Raw genomic sequence first — 22,180 nt, 5'->3', positions numbered from 1 at the left:
CATTGCTGCTGGCTCCCATCTTGTAATCCATTTGGCATTGGCATTCCCTTTTATATGTCCGGCTATCACGCCTCGCGTAATTAAACCGGCGACCATTTATGCGGCAGCAATTGATCGATTTCACTCGCCCGCTGCATCGGCAGTCGCGTGAGAACGTCTTTCAGATATGCATACGGATCATGACCATTGACCCGCGCAGACTGGATCTAGCTCATGATCGCCGGCGCCCGTTTGCCGCTGCGCAGCGACCCAGCAAACAACCAGTTCGACCGCCCAAGCGCACACGGTCGGATCAAGTTCTCGATTTGGTTGTTGTGATGGTCACAGCGCCATCTTCCAGGTAGCGCGTCAGTGCTACCCAGTGTTTAAGGCTGTAATCCAGGGCCTTGGCCGTAGCTGAGCCCTCGGGCACAAGTTCGCGTTGGTGGCCAGCATCCACTCATGCAGTTTTTCAGCGATGGGCACCGCCGTTTCCTGGCGTAATCGCCAATAGTCTTCGTAGCTCATTTCCTTGGCGTGTCGCTCAACTTCGTACAGCCCGCCAATCGAGTGAAGCGCCTGCTCCGTCAACTGGCTTTTATTCGCGACGTGCAGATCGAAGAACTTGCGCCGCGCGTGGGTACAGCTTGTACGGGGATGAAGGCCGGCAGAGTTGCGGGTGATTGATCCCGGTAAATCGGTAGCCACTTGCGGATCACGTTGGCGTTGATGCCGTGATGGATGGCTACGCTGGAAATCGTCGCTCCGGGTTGCAGGCATTCCTGGACGACTTGGGCTTTAAATAGTTTGGGGTAAGAGCTGCGTTGGCGCATGGAAATCCTGGCGATAAGGGTGATCGCGTCCGCTTAAAAATACGCGAATACCATCGCCCTAAATACTGGAGTTCGGTAGGTGTGTTCGCCATCCGCTTACACGGAATGTGATCTGGTTGCAGGTCAAACCACTACGTCATATTTTCTATCAGGCATATGAACCAAGTGTTTGATGGACGACTACAGACTTGCTCGCGAAGAGATCTCCTTGATCGCCCCGCGAATTGAATTGCCCTTAAGTCTACGTCACTTCAGCCATACACCAACCTGCTGCTCAGTTCCCTCTATAAACACCAAAGCCTCAACCTGACCTGCTTCGATCAAGTCTTGGCGAACGCCTTTTATCATTTCAAGCTGCGCAGCCCTGTCAACCAGTTCAACACGTGCTACCGAAGCCTTCATGGATTGGCGGGCGTCAGATTTTGCTTTGCGAATCGCAGATAGCACGGCACTAACACTCATCAATAAGCTTTCAATAGACGCGTCAGGAGAAGCATTTCCTTGCGGCCAAGACGAATTGTGCACTGAGCCGTAACTCCAGCCTTGCCAGACTTCCTCACACACAAATGGCAGAAATGGTGCGAACAGTCGCTGCTGCACCCTCAGCGCATGCGCAAGAGCATTCCGAGCCGAATGGCCTTCTGGTCGATAGGCCCGACGCTTGACCAATTCGACATAGTCATCGCAAAACCACCAGAAGAACCCTTCGATACGCGACAACGCGACGCTATAGTCGTACGCCTCCAGAGCGAAGGTAGCGTCCTGGACTACGCCGTCCAAGCGTTTAAGCATTGCCTTATCCAGCGGTTGGTCGATATCCGCAGAGTCATCCTTCGCAAAGCCTTGACCCAACCTTGATAGATTGAACAGCTTGACGGCCAAACGGCGGCCGATCTTCATCTGCTGTTCTTCAAAGGCAGTGTCATTGCCCAGCCGCCCTGAGGCTGCCCAGTAGCGCACGCCGTCACTTCCGTACTGGTCGAGCAAGGCTTGAGGGGTTACCACGTTACCCTTGGATTTAGACATTTTCTTACGGTCGGGATCAAGGATCCATCCAGAGAGCGCGACATTGCGCCATGGCACGCAACCGTGCTCAAAATGGCTGCGTACTAGTGTCGAGAATAGCCAGGTCCGGATTATGTCGTGACCTTGAGGCCTGAGATCCATGGGGTATATTTTGGCGAACAATGCGTCGTCATCTCCCCACCCTCCGGCGATTTGAGGCGTCAGCGAGCTGGTGGCCCACGTATCCATGACGTCCTGTTCGCCGACGAAACCATTCGGTTGCCCACGTTGCTCTGGTCGATACCCTGGCGGAGTATCCAGGCTCGGATCAACTGGCAGGCTTTCCTCGCAGGCAATAATAGGAGTGCTGTAATCGGCTTCGCCTTGTGCATCCAGGCCATACCAGAACGGAATCGGCACGCCGAACGTGCGCTGACGACTAATTAACCAATCACCATTCAAACCACTTACCCAATGCTCGTAACGCCTGAGCATGTGCGGCGGATGCCAGTCCAACGTCTGACCAGAGGCAAGCAACACGTCCCGCAGGCTCGCGTCGCGTCCGCCGTTACGCAAGTACCATTGCCGAGTGGCAATGATTTCCAAAGGCTGGTCGCCTTTTTCAAAGAACTTCACAGCGTGTTGAATCGGTCGCGGTTCATCTCGCATAGCGCCGCAGTCGCGCAACATCGGCAGGAGTTGCTTACGAACCTGGGACAAATTACGCCCGGCCAAGCCTGCATAGGCCTGTCGGCTGCGTGGTGTCGTCAACCAGACGGGGGTCTCAAGCAACAGGCGTCCATCTTTTCCCAGTATTGACCGCGTGGGCAACTGCAACTCTCGCCACCAAATCACATCGGTAAGATCGCCAAAGGTGCAGACCATCGCCAAGCCGGTGCCCTTGTCAGGATCACCCAACGGGTGTGCCAGCAGCGGTACGTCCAAGTCAAAAATCGGCGAGCGCACGGATTGTCCGAACACCGCCTGATAACGAACGTCGTCCGGATGAGCCACCAGCGCCACGCATGCCATCAGTAGCTCAGGCCGAGTGGTAGCAACCCTCAATGCGGCGCCATCAGCCGCCTCAAAGCTGAGTACGTGATACGCACCAGCGGCCTCGCGCTCTTCAAGTTCTGCTTGAGCCACGGCTGTCTGGAAAGTTACATCCCAAAGGCATGGAGCTTCCTGGCTATAAAGTTCGCCACGCTGATAGTTACGAAGCAAAGCGCGCTGACTCGCTCGTTGAGAGCGCTCATCAATGGTGGCATATGAAAGGCTCCAATCAACGGACAAGCCCAATTGCACGAAGAGTGCACGGAACGCTTGCTCATCAATGGCTGTCAGTTCGTGGCACAACTCGATGAAGTTGCGCCTACTGATGACGGCAAAGTCACCTCGCTTTAATGGAGTGGGCTCAGGTGGCCTGAAATCAGGCTGATAAGCTGCCAACGAGTCGCAACGTACGCCATAGAAATTCTCGACCCTGCGTTCGGTAGGCAAGCCGTTATCGTCCCAACCCATGGGGTAGAACACAGCCTTACCTCGCATGCGCTGGAATCGAGCGATGATATCTGTGTGGGTATAGCTGAAGACATGACCGACATGCAACGAGCCTGAGGCCGTCGGCGGGGGCGTATCGATGGAGAACACAGCGTCGCGTTGGGCTGTGTGGTCAAAGGCGTACGTGCCTTTGAGCTGCCAACGTTGAGACCAGCGTGTTTCAAGGTTTTCGAGCGAGGGGGTGACAGTTTGATCCTTTAGAACTTCATCACGTTTAACGGTGACATAGCATCCTCCGGTTAATATCAAAGGGCACAACAGTGAGTGCGCACCCAGGTTAAATTTATATTGAATCGCCTTTGGAAAGTAAACCCCCTAATCAACATTTACCCATCGTAGCTCAATGCAACTGACGGCTCGCCCAAGAGGATGCATTCAGATTTACATCACCTGCGTAGACCATTTATGGGGCAGCAGCTCGGCGATGTCACTTGCACGCTGTGTTGGCAGTCCAGCCAGAACGTCTTTCAAGTAAGCATATGGGTCATGCCCGTTGAGCTTCGCCGACTGGATCAGATTCATCAGCACCGACGCGCGCTTGCCGCTACGCAACGATCCGGCGAAGAGCCAATTCTTGCGTCCAAGAGCCCATGGCCGGATCTGTTGCTCGATGTGGTTGTTATCAATAGGAACCGCGCCGTCATCCAGATGACGTGACAATGCTGGCCAGCGTTTCAGGCCGTAATCCAGAGCCTTGGCAATGGCCATGCCATCATGCACAAGCTCGCGCTAGGCGATCATCCGGGCGTGCAGCCTGTCCATCACGGGGACGGCTTTTTCTTGCCGTAGACGTCGGCGTAAATCCGGCTTCAGGTCGCGGATCCCCCTTTCGATTTCGTATAGCAACTGGATGAAGTGCAGTACTTGCTCGGCGAGCTCGCTCTTGTTCGTGGCATGCAGGTCGAAAAACTTGCGCCGGGCATGGGCCATGCAACCGATTACGGTGACGCCCAATGCGAAACTGGCCTTGTAGCCACCAAAATCGTCGCACACCAGTTTGCCTTTCCAGTCTTGCAGGAAGTTGCGCACATGAGGGCGCATGCATATCGTCAGCGAGGGACTGTTTCCTTGGGGTTTTCCAAGTCAATGATAGATGGCTGCCTATGAGCCTTATCAACGTTGAACTATTGTATTTCTTGTTTCAGCTGAGGTCTCTTGAATTCTCGGGGCTGTCTTACCGGTCGATGGTGGCGTCATTGCAGGTCGTCTTTAGTTGAAAGACAAGGCGGGAACAGAGTAAGTGTGTGTCGAGCACATTTTGCCCCAGCTCTTTTGGGATGAGCGGAGGCTCAGCACTCCATCAGCTCGGGTCTTGTCGTCACCTTTTACCTTCTACCATCATAGGATTGAGTATTGCCGCCGCAGTACCCGTTCACGAGAGTTCGATGCTGCACGTAGTATTTAACGCTTTGCTTTTGTTGGCCTATCGCAAAGACGCCTGATCCTGGAACACTGACAAAAAAACCTGAAGCGCTCAGTGCGCTCCAGGATTTTCCGTCCTACTCAAGGCCTATCAGAAGACGTACTGCAGGCGGGTCACGATTGCACTGCCCCCATCATCACCGACAGTGTTCTCGGCATTATCAGTGCGAACATTAATATAGTCGGCACTGACTTTCACGGCATCATTTACATACCAGTTCACGCCGACGGTGTGGCTCTTGGCTTTACGCTCATTCGACAGATCCGCTGCAGTGACTAGGTTACCATCTTCTACTTTGATGTCATCAAAGCGGTAGAAGACCTCCCATGCGCCCAGCTCTTTGCTCTGTGGCTTGACGGTGTCGAATTTAGCACCGTCGAGCTTATAGATGCGAGGCTCGCCAGTCAGGGTGTAGGCCATCTGAGCGTAGTAACCCGAAGCTTTAAGATCGTTTCTGGCTTGCTCGGCCTTCAACTTGCGGCGGAGGTACTCACCTTGCACCGAGAACGGTCCGGTGGCCCAGGCACCTTCAATCCCCCAAACGGAATCGCCGCTCCACAAGCCGTCTTGTGCGGCAGTGCCGCCAAACAGCATCCGATTGCCGTTGGTGCCGGCATCTCCACCTCCGTTGGTATCTACACCGCGGACACCCAAGCGAGAGCGGATCCGTGTATCCACCGCGCTGTCCTTCAGATCGCGATAAGCGTACTGGGCGCCGACGTGCAGGACATTCCCATCGGTGTGCAACGGTGCAAATACACCGCGCACGTTATAGCGTTTGACGCTGTCGCCATTGGTATTATTGTTGGTCTCGCTAAACACGCTACCGGACAGGTAAGCCATGTCAGCAATAGTGCTGGTGGCCTGGATACCCATACCGGCGTTGTCGTTGATCCAATCTGCTATATCGTAGGAGAGGTTCCGCTCCATAGCAGTAGTCCACTTAGAGCTGGTGGCCTTCTCAAGACCGAAATCGGTATAAAAGCGGCCGAAGCGCACCTGGATCGGTTTGAAACCGGTATAAGTCAAGCTCGCTTCGTCGAAGTAACCATCGGAGTCGTTGCCGGTATTACGGGACAGGTCGTAGTTGACCTGATATTTCCAGTCGCGGTACAAGGTTCCGCCGAATTCAAGGTAGGCACGACGGAAGTAAGCTGCGTCTGCTGTCTCACCATTTTTAGTGAAGGCGCCATCAAATCTACCATAGTCGGCCTGCACCCGGCCGCCCAATTTGAAACTGAACTCTTTGTCAGCAGTAGAAACTTCAAGCCCACCCTTAGTCTTGAGAACGATATCCGCTCCGTCAGTAGTTACTGTTCCGGAGAATGCTTGCGAAGAAAATGTGCCGATAATTGCGGCAGTCAAAAGCTTTTCCCGCATGTTCGAAGAACAGATCATTGCTTACCTCTCGTGTGTGAAGTGCTTAGCTGCCGACGAAATACATAGCCCTATGTCGGCATGGGTAAATCTTGCTGAAGTTGGCAGTTAACTAACTACCCTAACAAGATGCCTTTCTTCTAAGCACTTTGACTAGGCCACAAGCAAAAATGACAGAAATATTTCATTTATGTTAACGGGAATGTTTGAGGGGTAACGCGGACTTTATCGAACAAGCCATTCCTTCTTGTCAGAAAAGCTTTTCTTGATCTGCCTTCTAAGTTCTAATACTCTCGTGTCGTATATGAGTTGCATTTTTATAGCGAGATAGGCATCTTTTTCATCTAGGTCCCCCAGGAATCCGGGCATAGGTAGGATATTTTTTTCCAGTCGTCGACTGTAATCGGGCAATACGCCGATGCAGGCTCCTCCTACTATCAGTCCACGCGCCAAGTTGTAGCTCTTGACCCTAGTAATTCCACCCTCGTGCTCAGCCATCACCGACGTCCACCCTGATGAGCCCGATAAAATATCGTCATCCCAAGGAATTACGAGCATGAAGTTACGCAGATCCAGGCCATCTACGGGAAGCGTAACGTTTCGTGAATAGCGGCTGGAGATAAACAGCGCATGTCCAATTCGGCCCAGTCGTTCGAATCGGTAATCGGGATGATGGTCTATCGCCTTGACCTCGTCAGAGCCTAGTAAAGCAATACCTACATCTACATTACTCTCAGAGAGAGTCTGTAAGTTGCACTCTGAATGGATGTCTAACCTAATGTCTGCATTATCTCGTACAAAGGCTACGAGATCGCGGTTGACAATGTCGCTCAAGACTGGCTCGGTGATAGCCATTGAGAGAATAAGCGTTTCCCTAGTCCCCCTCTTAACCAGAGCTTCCCGACCGAATGATTGTGATAGATGATCTCTGAGCTTCTGGCCTGTACGCGTAAGGACAAGCTTGTTGCACTTGTAGACAAACACCGGAGCACCTAGATGCTCCTCCAGCTTCTCCATACGTTTACGGAGCAATACCGCAGGCACATTGAGCCCCCTGGCTGCCTGTTTAAAACTCGCGCACCGGGCTGTTGCAAAAAACTCTAGTGCTAATTGATCAGTAATTGGCAGATCATCCAATATATCAAGGCTGCAAGGAATAGAGCTGCCTGTATATGTTTCATTTTGTGTGACCATACATGATTCCCTCTGTGCAGAGGAGCTTATCTCACTGCTACCAGTCAATGCCTTATTTTTTCAAAATTGTAATCTTCAGGTCATGCCTATGTTATTCGGTTGGGTAAATTACCAAAACGTAATTTTTGGCAATTCGCTTAATACTAATATGCATTGGCCTAGTTATTCGAGTTTTATTGCGAAGCTTATATAGATCCCTGCACTGCGGATTCACATTTGATTCAATGCTTTTCACCTACGATTCCATAACCTTTGTGAATGCAGACATAGAGTCCTACCTGTTAAGCTCTTTCTAATTATTTATCTTAGAAGCGGGTTGGTGGCGGCGATAGTCAATGAAGGCGATGGCAGCAGCGTAACTCTGCGTTTTTTTTGATGGAGCCGCAAGATTGCTGACAGTCATGCATGTTTGTCATCCTGACATATTGGATTCTGCGGCCTGCAGCATTTCAGCTTGGCTCAGGAGGATAGGCCGATTTTATTGAAGTAGGCCGCACTTCAGCCAGCACCGAATTTCAAGATTTGCCCGATTCGCTCAAAGGTAGCGGAGCGCGGCCTGATTTAATTTCTCTGGGTGACAGCTAACCTAGGCTCTAAGCATTTTTGTAATGCGGAATTACTTTATATCCATTGCATGTCTAAATTGTAATTCCGATCATCTACGTGTGAACTCCGGCTCCAGGCTGCGCGGGAGATTTGTTTGGCTGCGACTTCTCCAGCTTCACGCGCCTTTAGCTCAACTTGTTGCTTCAGCTTTTCGAACTTCTGCATTGCTTGCTGATAGGCCTGACCGTAACTATCAACGATCTGAGTCGGGGACACCGCGCTGGCACCGATAGCAGTTCCCAGAACGCTAAGCACTACGTACGTGACCAGAGCAATCGCGCTACCGGCCAATACTGAACCCATTACCTGCTCTTACAGCCAATGAGCTCTACAAGCTCTTTGAACGCTACATGACATCTAAGTCAATTCAGTCATGGAACTCAGTCATAAGAGCCTAATGAGCGGTCGCTGTGGCTAGGCTCTTGTAAAGCTGCGCGAGGAGCTAGGCATTGAGTTGCCAACAGTCGATGTTCAGTGCTAGCGGAGCGGAGATTAGCTGGCGACCTGTGTGTCTCAGGGACATAACGTAGAGCAGTATATGAGCTCAACCCAAATATTCGGGCAGCTGATCATAGCTCATTGCATATTCTAACCTTGGGCTAACGAACTAGAACCCAGGCTGCGACAAGGGCGCAGCAGTGGAGCCAGAACGAAACACGATAAGAAAGTCAACATATAATTCTCTATAAACTGCAGCCTTATTCACGTTAATTACACCTTGACTAATTTATCCTGGCGCTCATCAAATGCCCGAAGGAATATCATCTAGTTTCTGCTGGAGATGCTCAATGGCACGCACTTTAACTTCGCCCTGCTAACGTATATCAGATACTATCTCATCTTCGCGCTTAGCTACCGCCGAAACAGGTGATAGCGTACGACTAGCGCTGTTTTCCACTACGCCAAGAGATAGATGATCTGTTGTATAAAATTCCAGCGATAAGTAAGAAGCTAGCTGTGAAGACCGCTCACCCATAAGCTGCGCTCGCATGTCTAAACTTGCAATGAGCTTATATCCATTGTGTGATGCTTTGTCAAAAGATTGGAAACGTTGCACGCTGCCAAAACGAGTCTCCAACATTCGCACGACTGCTTCGACGCTTAAATAAGGATCTGAAGTTTCTATGTATGCTTTGCGTATAGCTTTTGTGTACAGGTTCGCTGCAAAGCCTGATGACCATCGCAGATTATAACTTTCTAGCTCCTTAACTGTTTCATTCGCAGTGATGCTCACAATGAGAGCGACTGGCCCTGCTGGTAGGCTCACAGGATTCTTCCGTACTCCCTCAATGTTTTCGCTATTTTTCTCGGTGGCACAGCCTGATAACATTACAATAGATAATTAAATAAAGAAAACTCTTAGAACACCAAAAAATTATCGACCAGCTAAAAAAGACTTCGACACCTTAAAATTTAGCACATATGACCTACCAATCATAATAGAAAGGCTTCGGACACCAAAAATTCGAAATATTTTAGTATTACTAGACAGTGCCAAATAAATAGGCAGCCGTAACATTAATTGTAGTTTCGTCGGCAATAGCAACACTGCCAAAACGTTGATTATTTCTGCCATAAAAACCTCCAAACACACTGCGGCCAACTGTCGCACTACAATATGATCTTTTTAAAATGTTAAGCTTTTTCAGTAACTGCTCGCTGAGCATCGGTAGGGATTTCGGGGTATGAAATGAAATATTTAGTTATCTGGGCTGTCGGTTCATTGCCTTTTTTGGCGGACGCTGCACAAGATCCTGAGACGGTTTTCAATCAATCATGTGGCATATGCCATAACGGTCAATTGCGCACCGCACCTCAGAAAGGGGACACGAAAGCGTGGGCGCCACGCCTTGAGCAAGGGATGGACTTGCTGGTAAATCGAGTCACTTTTGGATACGGCGTGATGCCAACGCGCGGCCTCTGCATGCAATGCACCCCAGAGGATTACAAAGCAGTCATAGAGTGGATGGCTAAGTGAACATCCTCATCAGGACGCCCTGATAAAGCTGAATCAATCAACTCGTCTGATTGCGAGATATGGATACCTAAACACGACGTGTGGCCAAGTACCGGTGCATAAAATTTTACTTAACTAAATAAAACCAGCTAAATAGCCCCCACATAGCGGCGATTCAATCATGAGTTCTTTGAAACGCATCTGTCCCTGGATAGCCTGCCTAACCGTCCTACTCAACCTGTTCGCCATGCCGATGAGCCGTGCGATGCAGACGCCGGATGTGAGCCTGATGCTCTGGGGTGGGTTCTGTTCAGGCGGCAGCTTGAGTGCGCAGCCAAAAGACTTCAGCAAAGTAATCCATGCCCTGCAACTGTCGCAGTCAAAACCTACCATGCCGCATGCTGATTGCTGTTGCGGGCACGCCGGACTGGCCTCATTACCGTCCAATTACTACCGGCATTTCCTACCGCAGTACACCGCCAACACCGCCCTAGAAAATCCTATCCTCCCGACGCTGCATCCGCGTATTCGCTGGCCCAGCCTGAGCCCTCGCGCCTCCCCTTTTGCCTGATCACACCACCGCTGATGCTGTGCGGTGTTGCCCGTTTTAAATCCTCTCAGCAACTAGCGCTGAACGTTAAGTTTCTTGATCATCAGGAAGTGCGTGTTATGCCTGCTCCATTTTCTCTGCGCCCTGCAAAGCGTTTGTCTGTGTCCACCACCATGTGGCCCGTGTTTTCCATAGGCGTGCTCGCACTGAGCCCACTATCGCTGGCATTAGCTGACGCCGGCAAACCCGAAAACTCAACATTGACCCTCGGCGCCGTGAGCATTCAAGGCTCAGCAAGCGGCCCGCTAAGCACCAGCAGCGTACTGAGTTCAGTCGATATTCTGGGTGCGGACATCCTTGAAAAGATGCCGGTCAACTACAGCTGGGAGTTGTTCAGCCGTGCGCCCGGGGTAATGCTGACCGAGTTCAATCAAGGTACCACCTCCGGCAAAATCTCCTTCCGAGGCTTTAACGGCGAAGGCGAAGTGAACGCGGTGAAGTTGCTGATCGACGGCATCCCGAGCAATAGCAACGACGGCAACATGCCGTTCATGGACATGATTTTCCCCATGGAGCTGGACAGCATCGAGGTGGTGCGCGGCACCAGCGATGCGCGTTATGGCCTGAATAACATCGCCGGCAACGTCAATATGTTCACCCGCACCGGCGGCGATTACACCAAGGCGCGACTGCGTTATGGCAGCTTCAATACTCAGGAAACCCAATTCGCAAAGGGCATCGAAGGCAGCAACTGGACACAGAACTATTTCTTCACCTATCAGAAAGCCGATGGCTACCGCGATCACGCCAAAGCCGACAAGTTTTCCATGTCGGGCAAATGGTTTTACACGCCGGACGATGACAGCTACCGCATCGGGCTGATCGCCCGTCATTACGAGACCGAGGCGCAAGAGCCCGGTTATCTGAGCGAGGACGATGCCCGCCATCATCCCGAAATGACCAACAGCTTCAACGCCACGGACAAGGGCACGCGGCGCATGAACCAGGTCAGCGTGCATTTCGATACCGACCTGGCCGACACACTCGCCTGGTCTGCAAAAACTTACGTCAACACCTTCGATGACCGACGCTGGACGCAATATTGGCGCACCAGCGCACAGCAGGAACGCGACGCCTACGAGACCCAATATGGCGCCCTCACCTCCCTGACCTGGCGCCCTGAAGTGAGCTGGCTCTACGACTTTGCCCTGGAAAGCGGTGCAGACGTACAGCAGCAACAGAACAAAAGTGAGCGCTATCGCACCAGAGACCGCACACGTCTAGCGACCACCCGCGACCAGCAGTTCGACTTCGACACTTACGGTGCTTATGTCCAGGCAGAGATCAAACCGTTCGAGTCGCTTAAAATCGTACCCGCCTACCGGGTCGACAAGATCCAGGGCGATTTCACCAACGAAATGACCGGCATGGACTACGACATCAATGACTACGGCCTGATCAAGCAGCCGAAGATCAGCGTGGTGTATTCCCCGTGGGACGTCGCCAGCTTCTATGCGAACTGGGGTCGCACGTTCCAGGTGGGCACCGGGGCTGCGGCCTACAAGATTCCGCCGAGGGACACCGATCTGGCGCCGTCGATCAACGAAGGCTGGGAAACCGGGATCAAGTTCACGCCGGCGGACTGGGTGGACGGGCGCGTCGCGTATTGGCAGCAAGAGGCGTCGGGAGAAGTCAGTCGCCGGCTCAACGACCCCAGCGGCGAATCCGATAACGTCGGTGAAACCCGGCGCTGGGGTTACGACTTGCAGGTCAACCTGCACCCGAATGAACGCACTGAAATGTGGATGGCGTACTCCTGGCAGTACTCGAAAATACTCCAGCCCAGTGCCACCCTTCCCAACAGCAAAGGCCAGGAAATCGACCACATCCCGCATCACCTCTACAACGCCGGCATCCGCTATGACGCGACACCTGCGCTACAGCTGACAGCCTGGATGAACGGCCAAACCAACTATTACCTGGAGCGGGAAAACACCAAGGGGACTTACGGCGGTTACGTGCTGATGAACATGGGTGCAACGTACAAGGTGACGCAGTCAGTGAGCGTCGACCTGCAGCTTAAAAACCTCACCAACCGCTATTACGAATACGTCTGGTATGACCCGGATGGCGCCAAAGCCTCCCTGCATTCACCAGGTGATGGACGTGCGCTATATACCGGAGTGACCATCGACTTCTGATGTGACAAGTTGCTGGGGTCTATTTTGGCCTCAGCAGCACACCGGGTTGGGCTACCGCGCTGGCGTCCACTCAGTCTTCTAACAGAACCAGGAAGACAGTGTAAGCGCGTGGATAGTTAGGGATGGCCTCATTCACAATCGCACTCAAATACAATTTTACGGGATCGAGAAGCAAGTAAACCTATCAGATCCTGAAGTTGGCAAGATACGAAATGATCATGCATTGCTTGTTGGTCATGCCAGAAACACTCAATCCTCCAGCTGTTCGGTGCGGCAACGCTACTTAATTCGCATTTTGCTACACCCAAAGAATTAAGCTCGACCAATCGAAGAATATTAGAAATCCTGATCTGAAAACCATCATCCATGTTCACTTCGAATCCCATTGCGCTCTTCATAAGACCCGACATATAACCAACTTCCATTCAAAGCTACCAATTAATATCCAGATACCGCCAAGGGAAGACAAAATGACACTCAGTGTTACTAAAAAAACTCTGCGATATCGAGCTACCCTGACGCGTTTTCGATTAAGGCCACAATAGACGCAAGTCGGTTAAAAACATGACAAAACGTTGATGATTTCTGCCAAAATCGCTAGAGCCCATTGGGCTCCTGTCGGAGGGTTTACTCAAAATGTCTGTTAAATCTGTTCAGTTTATTACCTACCCCGAAGTTAGCCTGCTCGACCTAGCTGGCCCCTTGGATGTATTCATCGCTGCTAATCATTTTGCTCATCCTGATCACCCGCCGTACTCTCTATCTATTCTTTCGTTAAATCAAACGACGGAAGTTTTCTCTGATTTCTCATTGAAAGCCTTAATTTTGGCGCCTGAGGCGCCGGCACCGCATACGCTGATCGTACCTGGCGGCCCTGGAATACATAAATTTTGTGAAGACCAGAAGTTTTTTACACATTTCGTGAAACACATTGAAAAAGCAAAACGTCTGGTTTCCGTCTGCACAGGGATATTTGCTCTAGCCACCGCTGGAAAACTAAATGGGCGAAATGTAACGACCCATTGGTCTGCTTATGACAAGTTGGAACTCGATTTTCCTTCTGCGAACGTGAAGCGCGGGCCGATATTCATCAATGATGGAGACTTATGGACTTCTGCAGGAGTTACCTCGGGAATAGATTTGGCTCTGGCGATGGTGGAATCTGACTTAGGACATACTGCAGCACTTGAAGTTGCGCGACATTTAGTTGTTTTCTTGAAGCGTCCTGGAGATCAAAACCAATTCAGCTCATCATTGACCTTACAGGCGAAAAGCATTCAGTTCTCAGACCTGCATGTTTGGCTTAATGACAACCTCAGCAGCGACCTATCGGTGTCTTCTTTAGCGAATTTTATGAATATGAGCGAAATAACATTTGCTCGAAAGTATCGTGAAATCACAGGCTGCACGCCAAGCAAAATGGTTGAGCAGATTCGCCTGGAAGCAGCTTGCCACTTACTGATAACATCAAGGGCTCCACTTAAAACCGTTTCCAACAAATGCGGCCTAGGCGATGAATCGACCTTCATACGTAGTTTCATTAAGAAATACTCCGTCACGCCCAAGGACTATAGAGAGCGTTTCAAACAACGTAATTGACAATCATCTATATCAAATAACATGCCGAGAAAAATAGGTATTTTGTATAATACTTAAATAAAATTCCTGGCAACTCTTGGCCTCAAAATTTAATTGACAACACGTGGGTTACCTACACGTTACTTCCCGAAGTTACCCCTCGAAAAAACATTCTCCGATACTCAGACGGCGAAGTGCCGAGCTGTACACCGAATTGTTGCCTCAAAGAAAGGGCCGTTCCGAAGCCTGCCTCCCCGGCAATGCACTCAATAGGTAACCTAGCCACACGGGAGCTGATCGCCGTGGAAGTAGCCGTCACTACACAGTGTTCCTACTGCATTGCCGACCATGCCAAGCGAGCAGTCAACGCGGGTGCGTCGAAGCAAGACGTGGCTGAGGCAATCATGGTGGCGACGGCCCTTCGTGCTGGTGGAGGTATTACCCATGGCTGGCAAGCGATGAAGAGCATTGCTGAAATCAAGTAATGGGGCAGCTTTCTTGGCCCATATGAAACGTCGAGTCGGGCCAAGCGACCGTTTACAGCTTTGAGAGTCGATGAATCACTCCCTGTAGTTCGAGGATATGCTCATTCCAGTAGATGCCACTTTATCCCTGCTGATTAAGGACGACCGGCAGTCACGCCACCGTCGACCGGCAATACCGTCCCGGTAATCCAAGACGCCTCATCTGAAGCAAGGAACAGAATCGCCTGGGCTACATCTGCTGGCGGACCATTAGGCCCGAGCGGATGAAAAGCGTTGAACGTCGGCAGTACCTTTGCAACCTGAGCTGCGTCCATGAACGTTCCATAAACCGGCGTCTCGACCACCGCAGGTGCAACAGTGTTAATGCGAATGTTGGAACCAGCGAGTTCTAGTGCAAGATTCCGTGTCAGCGCATGCACCCCGGCGTTTGCTGCGGAGTAGGCTGCGGATGGAGTAGCACCGACGGCTTGGATTGCCCAGAGGGAGCCTGTTTGCACGATTACCCCTCCTCCACGCTTCTGCATGGCTTTAGCCGCAGCCTGAGCCATGAAGAATTTGCCTTTCAAAATGATATCTAGGAAGGAGTCGTACTCCTCCGGACTTACCTCAAGAAATGGTTTGGGATTGAAGATGCCTGCGTTGTTGATGAGGATAGGGTACGCAACCAACCAGAATGCGCGACTGGCCCACAGCTTCATGTGGGAGACCTGGATGCGTCGAAACAGGCCTCCGATCAGCAGCCCTTCTTCGCTCCAGTCAAATTGAAAAGCTTCACCGAGCGCAAACGTCAGCGGTACAAAAGCGCGTAAAGACTTGCCTTGCTCACCTCGCCACGAGCGTACAAACGCCGTGAGCTGGCTGTAGCCGCCGTCATAACCCTCGGCCTTGATCTGCTCGAAAAGTGCTTTGGCGCTTCTGCGATTGTGCTTTGCCCGGAACGAATCGGCTTTCAGCGCCTGTTCCAGCGTCTCGCGGAAAGGGCTGAGTTTGTTGAAGGTTGCGCACCGCTGGTACGCCGGCTGAGTAGCTTCGGGCGCTCTGACCCATTTTCGGATGGTGTTTCTCGACAGCCCGGTACGCTTGGCTATCTGGTGCAGCGAGAGCTTGTCGCGGAAGTACATCCGCCGGATTTTTCCCAACATTTCCATGCTGATCACCCTGTGTTCTCCTGCTCGAAAAGTGAGCAGAAGCAGTTGAACACCTGGGTCAGTTTTCAGTCGGCAGAACAGCCTTTACTGGGTCAGTTTTCGGTCAGCGGCAACACTGTAAAAACCTGCCTTACCTGCGGACTTCCTTTCACCTAGCGAAAGAAATGGGCGCGGTGTTGGGAGGAGGTTCGTTACTGCTCGCAGTGCTGCCGGCGAACCAAAAGTTAAGCCCAAAAAAGGGCCATCACTGGCCCTTATGTACACAACCCCAAGTTACATGCTTAGCCAGGACTCGACAGTCGCTGCGCCATGCTCAGTTTTCCATTCCTTCAGGCCGCGATGGTTCCCGCCTTTCGTTTCAATGATTTCACCGGTGTGTGGGTTCTTATAAACCTTCACCTGGCGGGCCTTGCGCGTGGGTTTAGGCTCAGAAACTGGAGCGCGACGACCAGCTTGTGGATCAAGCAGGTTGATCACGTCCTTCAGGCTGTAGCTGTATTTTGCGAGCAAATCGCGCAGCTTCGTTTCGAATTCGATTTCTTTCTTGAGGCCAGCGTCACCCTTGAGGGCTTCGAGCGCTTGGAGCTGGACGGCGAGGTGTTTTTTGAGCTGACGGAATTCTGCGAGTTTGGACATGGAAACTTCCTTAGTAATTGGTATTTTTACATTACAACAGAATAGACTGTGTAATTGCATCGATTTGACCACTCGTTTGCATTCGATCTGACCAGTCAATTGCATTCGACTTGACCAGTGAATTTTAGGTGGTCATTACGCAGTGGTAAGCAAAACCGTCCCGTGGCATCGATGCGCCAATAAGCGCCCTCGTTGTCCATCTGTTAATGCTGGCACTGGTCGAAGTGATATGCGGGAAAGGACTTTCCAGAATCATGCGCATACGCTTCCTGAACATGCTTGAAGCAGGAGATTGCCCAGCCGCTGGCCAAGTATCCTGCGGCCTAAGTAGATCAAAAGTCGGCGATTCCGCACGTAGCACGTGCGAGCACGATATCCGCTGGGGCTTAACCAGCCTACAAGCTGATCGTGCTCCTTGAGCAGTGGAGGGCGACATTTCTTTGCGACTTGAGCCGGATCCACTCAGGGTGAAGGTGAAGAATGTGGCTCAGCGCGACGCTAGCTATCGATGCACGCGTCTGGCCACATTCTCGAATGAGACTCGAGCCTTGAAGGATTTGAAGTAGGAACTGCGTTCTGGCTGGTCAACATATTCGATTTATAATCGGATGTCATGCGAAAAATGTCGGTAACAAAGAGCGTTAATATCTCCGTTGATTCAAGCAGCAGTGTTCTGGAATACGGGTGTTATGCAGGGCGACTCCATTAGTCTTTATCAGATTCGTCATCGCTGTCCATCGCATCACGGGCCACCATAGGATCATTTTCCTGATGTGCCGACTTGACGGTATTGCGCTCTAAGGCACGATCTCTTGCTTCCATCATTCTTCCAAACGTCATATCTCCGCCGCTCTCAGCGAACACAGGTTGTGACAGCAACAGAGCGCCCGCCAATGCTGCAATTAAAGAAATCTTCATGTTTGCATCCTTCATAAAAGCAGGCGTCCGACATAAATTGCAATAACTTAGAACTTGCTTTTTTTAGGCAATCAGACCCAGAAAAACACTGCGACAAATCGTCGCCATAAGGGCTATGAGCTTGGTATTTATCGAGAAAAGCTTGACCCTGTAGCTACTACAGCGTTGAGAATACTCTGAGATGAACGGACTGTGAAAACTAATTCAAATAGCGCATATATATGAAAATAACAGCGTATTTAAGTAACCGACATTAAGACGGGAATCAATGATATGCGAATCCTTGTTGTAGAGGACGAGCCGAAAACTGCCGAGTACATGCACCAAGGTTTAACGGAGAGCGGCTATATTGTCGATATTGCAAACACGGGTCTAGATGGGCTACACCTGGCACAACATCAAGCATATGACATTGTGATACTGGATGTTAACTTGCCCGAAATGGAGGGCTGGGAAGTACTGTCACAACTCCGGAAGACCAATAATACGAGAGTGATGATGGTCACCGCCAGAGGTCGCCTTGATGAGAAAGTTAGGGGATTGGAGATGGGCGCAGACGATTATCTGGTAAAGCCTTTTGAGTTTCCTGAGCTCCTTGCACGGGTTCGCACCCTCATGCGCCGCAGTGAGCAAACTGGCTTACCAGAAGTGTTACGCGTCGGCGATCTTGAGTTGGATCAGGGGCGCCATAGAGCCTTTCGAGGCACCCAACGAATCGATCTGACGACGAAGGAATTTGCTCTCCTTCACCTGCTGATGCGTCATAGCGGAGAGGTAATGTCGCGTACCCAAATCATCTCACTTGTGTGGGACATGAATTTCGATTGCGACACCAATGTGGTTGAGGTTTCGATTCGACGGCTTCGCGCAAAGATTGACGACCCCTTCGAGCACAAGCTGATCCACACCCTACGTGGTGTCGGCTATGTACTGGAAGCTCGCGAATGAGGCCGACACGCCTGTCCATGAGGTTAGGGTTAACGGTCACGGCAATGAGCGCTTTCTTGGTGCTGGTAATGGCGGCGTTTGCCTATGCCACCATCGCACATCAGCTTGATCTACGCGCGAAGGACGGGCTAGGGGAAAAGCTTCAGCAGATCGAACACAGCTTGGCTGAGAGTTCGATCACTGCAGCCGATATCGTGCTGCATCCACATAATCTTCGCGATCAGATCATCGGGCACGATAACTTTACCCTGACTATCCTGGATTCAAGCGTTCCTCGAAGGCGTTTATTGAACCTTGGAAACAACGAAAACCTGGAGCTTCCACGGGTCATAGCGAGCTTAGGTTCTCCTGATTTTGAGCAATTCAAATCGCCCGAGGGGTTTGAGGTTTTGATGGCTCATAAACTGGTAAGGCTTAAAAACGATCAAACCGTCCTGGTCATGCTGTCGCTTGATAGAAAGAGCGATGCCGCACTCCTCAACGCTTACGTCAAATCCACGATCATCGCGTTACCTTTTATCCTGCTGCTGGTGGGCGGGTGCGCTTGGTTAATTGTCCATCGTGGATTAAAACCACTCCGAGCTTTTCGCAAGGTGGCTGAGCGCGTATCCGCGAGGGATCTTTCCCATCGAATGAAAGTGACCAATCTGCCGGATGAGTTGCGGGACTTGGCCCATGCCGTCAATTTCATGCTTCACCGGCTGGATGGAGATGTGCAACAGCTCGCCCAGTTTTCAGACGACTTGGCCCACGAACTTCGATCTCCAATGAACAACCTCATGGGCAAAGCGCAAGTCACCTTATCTAGGGAGCGCCCGCCAGCAGAGTACAAACGGGTTCTTGAATCCTGTACAGAAGAACTTGAGCGACTGTCGCGCATGGTGTCTCAGATGCTTTTCCTCGCAAGTGTCAGCCAACCGCAGGCACCGATTGCCTTTACCACCATTGATTTGAAAGAAGAGGCCGAAAAGGTTGCTGAACTGTTCTCACTGGCAGCCGACGAGAAAGATATGGAGTTATTGGTTGAGGGCACAGCACAGACCCAAGGAGATCGGCTCATGATTCAGCGAGCCATCTCAAACTTGCTGTCCAACGCCATTAGACACGGCGTCCCCGGCAGCGCCATCACTATTTCCCTGGACATGCGCGGGGACGAAGTGTGCCTTGACGTACGCAATTTAGGTGAGGGCATTGAAGCAGTTCACCTGCCTCGCGTTTTTGATCGTTTCTACCGGGTTCATGCCAGCCGTGCTCGTCAGCAAGGGGGGACAGGGTTGGGACTCGCGATCGTCCGCTCGATCATGAGCCTGCATGGGGGGCGTGTCGCGGTTGAAAGCATGCTAGGAACCATCACGACGTTCAGCCTTATTTTTCCTAAGACGGTCTGGCCAAAGCGGGCACGTGCGGCTCCCTGAAATTTCAGGACCAAGGATGAATACGTTGTAAAATCTTAGGTTAGACCCCTTTATATCTAGTTACATACTAGATTTGCAGTGACATCTGATTTTTGCCAACGTCACCGCCAAAGCTTTTAAAAATGCCCTTCACCTCCCCAAGAGTCACAATCGCCATGCCCCTCAACCTCTTCAAAAATGCCGGCCTTGCTGCATCGATTGCTATGGCGATAGGTTTCTCTGCCGAACTGCGGGCCGATGCCGGAAAATCGATAGATGTGTATCGAGATCCGAACTGTAGTTGCTGCACCAAGTGGATTTCTTATTTAAAGGATAAAGGTTACACCGTGAGGGATCATGAAGAAGAAAACATGAGTGCCGTGAAAGAAAAACTGGGTGTACCTGCCAACCTCGGGTCATGCCACACAGGTGTGGTAAACGGCAGGTTTGTTGACGGTCACGTGCCAGTGGAGCAGATTGCAGAACTCACCAAACGCTCGGATCTGATCGGCGCTGCTGCGCCCGGAATGCCTGTGGGGTCGCCGGGAATGGAATCAGGCGGACGTCGAAGCGCCTATCAAATCATGGGCCTGAAGAAATCTGGAGATGAAGTCGTTCTGGCGGATTACCCATCACAATGACAATGTTTCCGCATCGTAGCAGCGATAACAGCTTCTCCGCCAGGTGATTTGGCTGACCGGTTACATTGGGAAGATTCAAGACTCTCTTCCCCTACATCCTCTGCATTAAGGCACCCCATGAGCCTCGACAAGACGAAAAATTGACAAGTATCCGCAGTGAGGGAAACGCATACCTCATTCACCCGGTGAGTGGACGCTTTTGCTCAAAGCTGATCGCCAGCAAGGAGCTTGCCAATGGTTCTATCAGTTCGGATAGCAGCGCGAAGGCGAGCCTATAGAACTCTCCGTTGGTAGTGTTCAAGGTGGCCCTAACCGTTGTGATAGAAAAGTTAGCAGCTAAGTCTCGATCAGACGCAGCCCGGCAAATGGACTCGACTACATTTGAAAGAAGTCTTATAAAAACCAGCGATTGCATTTCATTTGACCAACTATCTGCATCCGATCTGACCAGTTGCACGCCCGTTGACCATCCGAGACTCGTGCAGGAATTTCCTAATTGCGTTTAGGCTTTTTACCCCGCTGCATCGATTCTCCTTTTAATTCGATGACGTGAGACTTGTGGACGATTCGGTCAAGAATCGCATCGGCAATCGTTGGGTCGTAGAACAAGTCGTACCACTTCTCTTTTGGATACTGGCTAGTGATCAACAATGATCCGTTTTGTGACTGCTGGTCGATTACGTCCAGGAGAAACGGGCCTAACTGATCATCGATGCCCCCGATACCTAGATCATCGATAATCAGCAACTCCGCGCGTATCAATTGTCGGCGCAGCTTCGGCATGGTGTGGTCGGCATAAGAAAACGATATTTCTTCAAAAAGCTTGGTGGCGGTGCGATACAGCGTTGGTCGTCCGAGACGACAAGCCTGGTTGCCAAGTGCGCAGGCGAGCCAGGTTTTTCCCGTTCCTGTAGCGCCGGTGATGATCTCGTTCTGACGTCGCGCTAGCCATTCGCACTCTCCTAAGGTCATGACGGTGTTTCGGTCTATTCCACGAGACGCTTTGAATTCAATGCTACCCCAGTTCTCTCCACAGCGCGCTTCCACCCACCATCAGGCCATACCGATGCTTGAGGTCGAGCTCTAACTCGGACGCTAGGATTTGGATCTGGTCGGGTTCACGCATCGCACTTAATGTCCGGTTCGGTCACAGTTAATAGTAATAAACCGTCTCCTTGAATCGCCCCTAGTTTCGTAGACACCTCCAAGCCTTAAAATGAGGCCCATTAGGAGGTGCCATGAGCAACCAGCGATATCCCGAAGAATTCAAAATCCAGGCGGTCAAACAAGTGACCGAAAAGAAGCTTCCTGTCTCGGAGGTGGCTGCACGATTGGGTGTGTCCGTGCACAGCCTCTATGCTTGGGTTAAGCGCTACACCAAGCCCCAGGAACAGCGCGTTGAGGAGGATGATCAGAGCGCTGAGGTTCGTCGTCTACGGGCCGAGCTGAAACGGGTGACGGAGGAGCGAGACATCTTAAAAAAGGCCGCCGCGTACTTTGCCAAGGAGTGCGGCTGAAGTACGCCTTTATTAAGCAGCAAGCGGGTCATTACGCGATTCGACGGCTTTGCCTGACGCTCAAGGTTCATCCCAGCGGCTACTACGCGTGGCTATCAGAACCAAAATCTGCGCGAGCCAAGGACGATCAGCGACTGCTTGGACTGATCAAACACTCCTGGTTGGAAAGCGGTGGTGTTTATGGCTATCGCAAGATCCATGATGACCTGCGAGAGGTTGGTGAGAGCTGT

Annotated in this window: 18 protein-coding genes and 6 pseudogenes; 10 read left to right on the top strand and 14 right to left on the bottom strand. The window is 51.4% G+C overall.

Annotated elements, in window-relative coordinates:
- Positions 1–80 precede the first annotated feature (80 nt).
- The 8 genes and pseudogenes from GHO42_RS10150 to GHO42_RS10110 form a co-directional block, all read right to left on the bottom strand.
- A pseudogene (locus GHO42_RS10150) lies at positions 81–621 on the bottom strand (transposase); the annotation flags it as partial.
- Complete coding sequence (locus GHO42_RS26415; protein WP_081609225.1) at positions 567–812, bottom strand: transposase; 246 nt, start codon at positions 810–812, stop codon at positions 567–569. The gene GHO42_RS26415 and the pseudogene GHO42_RS10150, both read right to left, overlap by 55 nt.
- A gap of 246 nt (positions 813–1,058) precedes the next feature.
- A complete protein-coding gene (valS, locus tag GHO42_RS10140; RefSeq protein ID WP_153326446.1) occupies positions 1,059–3,626 on the bottom strand; it encodes a valine--tRNA ligase in 2,568 nt (855 codons plus the stop codon).
- A gap of 132 nt (positions 3,627–3,758) precedes the next feature.
- A pseudogene (locus tag GHO42_RS10135) lies at positions 3,759–4,409 on the bottom strand (IS66 family transposase); the annotation flags it as partial.
- A gap of 481 nt (positions 4,410–4,890) precedes the next feature.
- The gene (locus GHO42_RS10125; RefSeq protein WP_153326442.1) at positions 4,891–6,198 is read right to left on the bottom strand and encodes an OprO/OprP family phosphate-selective porin; all 1,308 of its coding nucleotides are present in this window, start codon (positions 6,196–6,198) and stop codon (positions 4,891–4,893) included.
- 204 nt (positions 6,199–6,402) lie between these two features.
- Positions 6,403–7,371: a LysR family transcriptional regulator gene (locus GHO42_RS10120; protein WP_153326440.1), complete on the bottom strand. Its 969-nt coding sequence runs from the start codon at positions 7,369–7,371 to the stop codon at positions 6,403–6,405.
- A gap of 621 nt (positions 7,372–7,992) precedes the next feature.
- Complete coding sequence (locus tag GHO42_RS10115; protein WP_256670469.1) at positions 7,993–8,280, bottom strand: hypothetical protein; 288 nt, start codon at positions 8,278–8,280, stop codon at positions 7,993–7,995.
- Positions 8,281–8,791: 511 nt separating this feature from the next.
- Positions 8,792–9,244 (bottom strand): hypothetical protein, encoded by a 453-nt coding sequence (locus GHO42_RS10110; protein ID WP_153326438.1) that lies wholly within the window; start codon positions 9,242–9,244, stop codon positions 8,792–8,794.
- A 423-nt stretch (positions 9,245–9,667) separates the two neighbouring features.
- Here GHO42_RS10110 and GHO42_RS10105 point away from each other — a divergent pair, with 423 nt between their 5' ends.
- From GHO42_RS10105 to GHO42_RS10090, 4 genes are all read left to right on the top strand, one after another.
- Positions 9,668–9,955, top strand: a complete 288-nt coding sequence (locus GHO42_RS10105) for a cytochrome c5 family protein (RefSeq protein ID WP_153326436.1) — start codon at positions 9,668–9,670, stop codon at positions 9,953–9,955.
- Between the two features lie 160 nt (positions 9,956–10,115).
- On the top strand, positions 10,116–10,505 hold the full coding sequence (locus tag GHO42_RS10100; RefSeq protein WP_153326434.1) for a DUF2946 domain-containing protein: 390 nt from the start codon (positions 10,116–10,118) through the stop codon (positions 10,503–10,505).
- 152 nt (positions 10,506–10,657) lie between these two features.
- Positions 10,658–12,685, top strand: coding sequence for a TonB-dependent receptor (locus tag GHO42_RS10095; RefSeq protein WP_178114917.1), 2,028 nt, complete (start codon positions 10,658–10,660; stop codon positions 12,683–12,685).
- A 636-nt stretch (positions 12,686–13,321) separates the two neighbouring features.
- On the top strand, positions 13,322–14,284 hold the full coding sequence (locus tag GHO42_RS10090; RefSeq protein ID WP_153326430.1) for a GlxA family transcriptional regulator: 963 nt from the start codon (positions 13,322–13,324) through the stop codon (positions 14,282–14,284).
- Between the two features lie 112 nt (positions 14,285–14,396).
- On the opposite strand, the pseudogene GHO42_RS26060 reads toward GHO42_RS10090, so the two are convergent.
- Positions 14,397–14,540: pseudogene (locus tag GHO42_RS26060) on the bottom strand (GlxA family transcriptional regulator); the annotation flags it as partial.
- A gap of 25 nt (positions 14,541–14,565) precedes the next feature.
- Between GHO42_RS26060 and GHO42_RS10085 the strand changes: the two are divergent.
- Positions 14,566–14,748, top strand: a complete 183-nt coding sequence (locus tag GHO42_RS10085) for a carboxymuconolactone decarboxylase family protein (RefSeq protein ID WP_198822266.1) — start codon at positions 14,566–14,568, stop codon at positions 14,746–14,748.
- A gap of 134 nt (positions 14,749–14,882) precedes the next feature.
- On the opposite strand, the gene GHO42_RS10080 is transcribed toward GHO42_RS10085, so the two are convergent.
- On the bottom strand, positions 14,883–15,416 hold the full coding sequence (locus GHO42_RS10080; RefSeq protein ID WP_233099415.1) for an SDR family NAD(P)-dependent oxidoreductase: 534 nt from the start codon (positions 15,414–15,416) through the stop codon (positions 14,883–14,885).
- Positions 15,402–15,896: pseudogene (locus GHO42_RS10075) on the bottom strand (IS21 family transposase); the annotation flags it as partial. The gene GHO42_RS10080 and the pseudogene GHO42_RS10075, both read right to left, overlap by 15 nt.
- An 87-nt stretch (positions 15,897–15,983) precedes the next feature.
- On the opposite strand from GHO42_RS10075, the pseudogene GHO42_RS25880 reads away from it, so the two are divergent.
- Positions 15,984–16,124, top strand: a pseudogene (locus GHO42_RS25880) (DUF2256 domain-containing protein).
- A 45-nt stretch (positions 16,125–16,169) separates the two neighbouring features.
- Here the strand turns inward: GHO42_RS25880 and GHO42_RS10065 are convergent.
- Both GHO42_RS10065 and GHO42_RS10060 read right to left on the bottom strand, forming a co-directional pair.
- A complete protein-coding gene (locus GHO42_RS10065) occupies positions 16,170–16,532 on the bottom strand; it encodes a histone-like nucleoid-structuring protein, MvaT/MvaU family (protein ID WP_153326426.1) in 363 nt (120 codons plus the stop codon).
- 705 nt (positions 16,533–17,237) lie between these two features.
- Positions 17,238–17,450: a co-regulatory protein PtrA N-terminal domain-containing protein gene (locus GHO42_RS10060; protein ID WP_153326424.1), complete on the bottom strand. Its 213-nt coding sequence runs from the start codon at positions 17,448–17,450 to the stop codon at positions 17,238–17,240.
- Positions 17,451–17,723: 273 nt separating this feature from the next.
- Here GHO42_RS10060 and GHO42_RS10055 point away from each other — a divergent pair, with 273 nt between their 5' ends.
- The 3 genes from GHO42_RS10055 (at position 17,724) to GHO42_RS10045 (ending at position 20,433) form a co-directional block, all read left to right on the top strand.
- On the top strand, positions 17,724–18,398 hold the full coding sequence (locus GHO42_RS10055; protein WP_153326421.1) for a heavy metal response regulator transcription factor: 675 nt from the start codon (positions 17,724–17,726) through the stop codon (positions 18,396–18,398).
- A complete protein-coding gene (locus GHO42_RS10050) occupies positions 18,395–19,813 on the top strand; it encodes a heavy metal sensor histidine kinase (protein ID WP_153326419.1) in 1,419 nt (472 codons plus the stop codon). The genes GHO42_RS10055 and GHO42_RS10050 overlap by 4 nt, the downstream gene beginning before the upstream one ends.
- A gap of 155 nt (positions 19,814–19,968) precedes the next feature.
- The gene (locus GHO42_RS10045; protein ID WP_153326417.1) at positions 19,969–20,433 is read left to right on the top strand and encodes a DUF411 domain-containing protein; all 465 of its coding nucleotides are present in this window, start codon (positions 19,969–19,971) and stop codon (positions 20,431–20,433) included.
- 492 nt (positions 20,434–20,925) lie between these two features.
- Here GHO42_RS10045 and GHO42_RS10040 read toward each other — a convergent pair whose 3' ends face one another.
- Positions 20,926–21,480 (bottom strand): ATP-binding protein, encoded by a 555-nt coding sequence (locus GHO42_RS10040; RefSeq protein ID WP_322234664.1) that lies wholly within the window; start codon positions 21,478–21,480, stop codon positions 20,926–20,928.
- Positions 21,481–21,671: 191 nt separating this feature from the next.
- Between GHO42_RS10040 and GHO42_RS10035 the strand changes: the two are divergent.
- A pseudogene (locus tag GHO42_RS10035) lies at positions 21,672–22,180 on the top strand (transposase); the annotation flags it as partial.

It is taken from the genome of Pseudomonas sp. FSL R10-0056 (assembly GCF_009600105.1).
Lineage (GTDB): Bacteria > Pseudomonadota > Gammaproteobacteria > Pseudomonadales > Pseudomonadaceae > Aquipseudomonas > Aquipseudomonas bubulae.
This window is presented reverse-complemented; position numbering and strand designations above follow the sequence as displayed.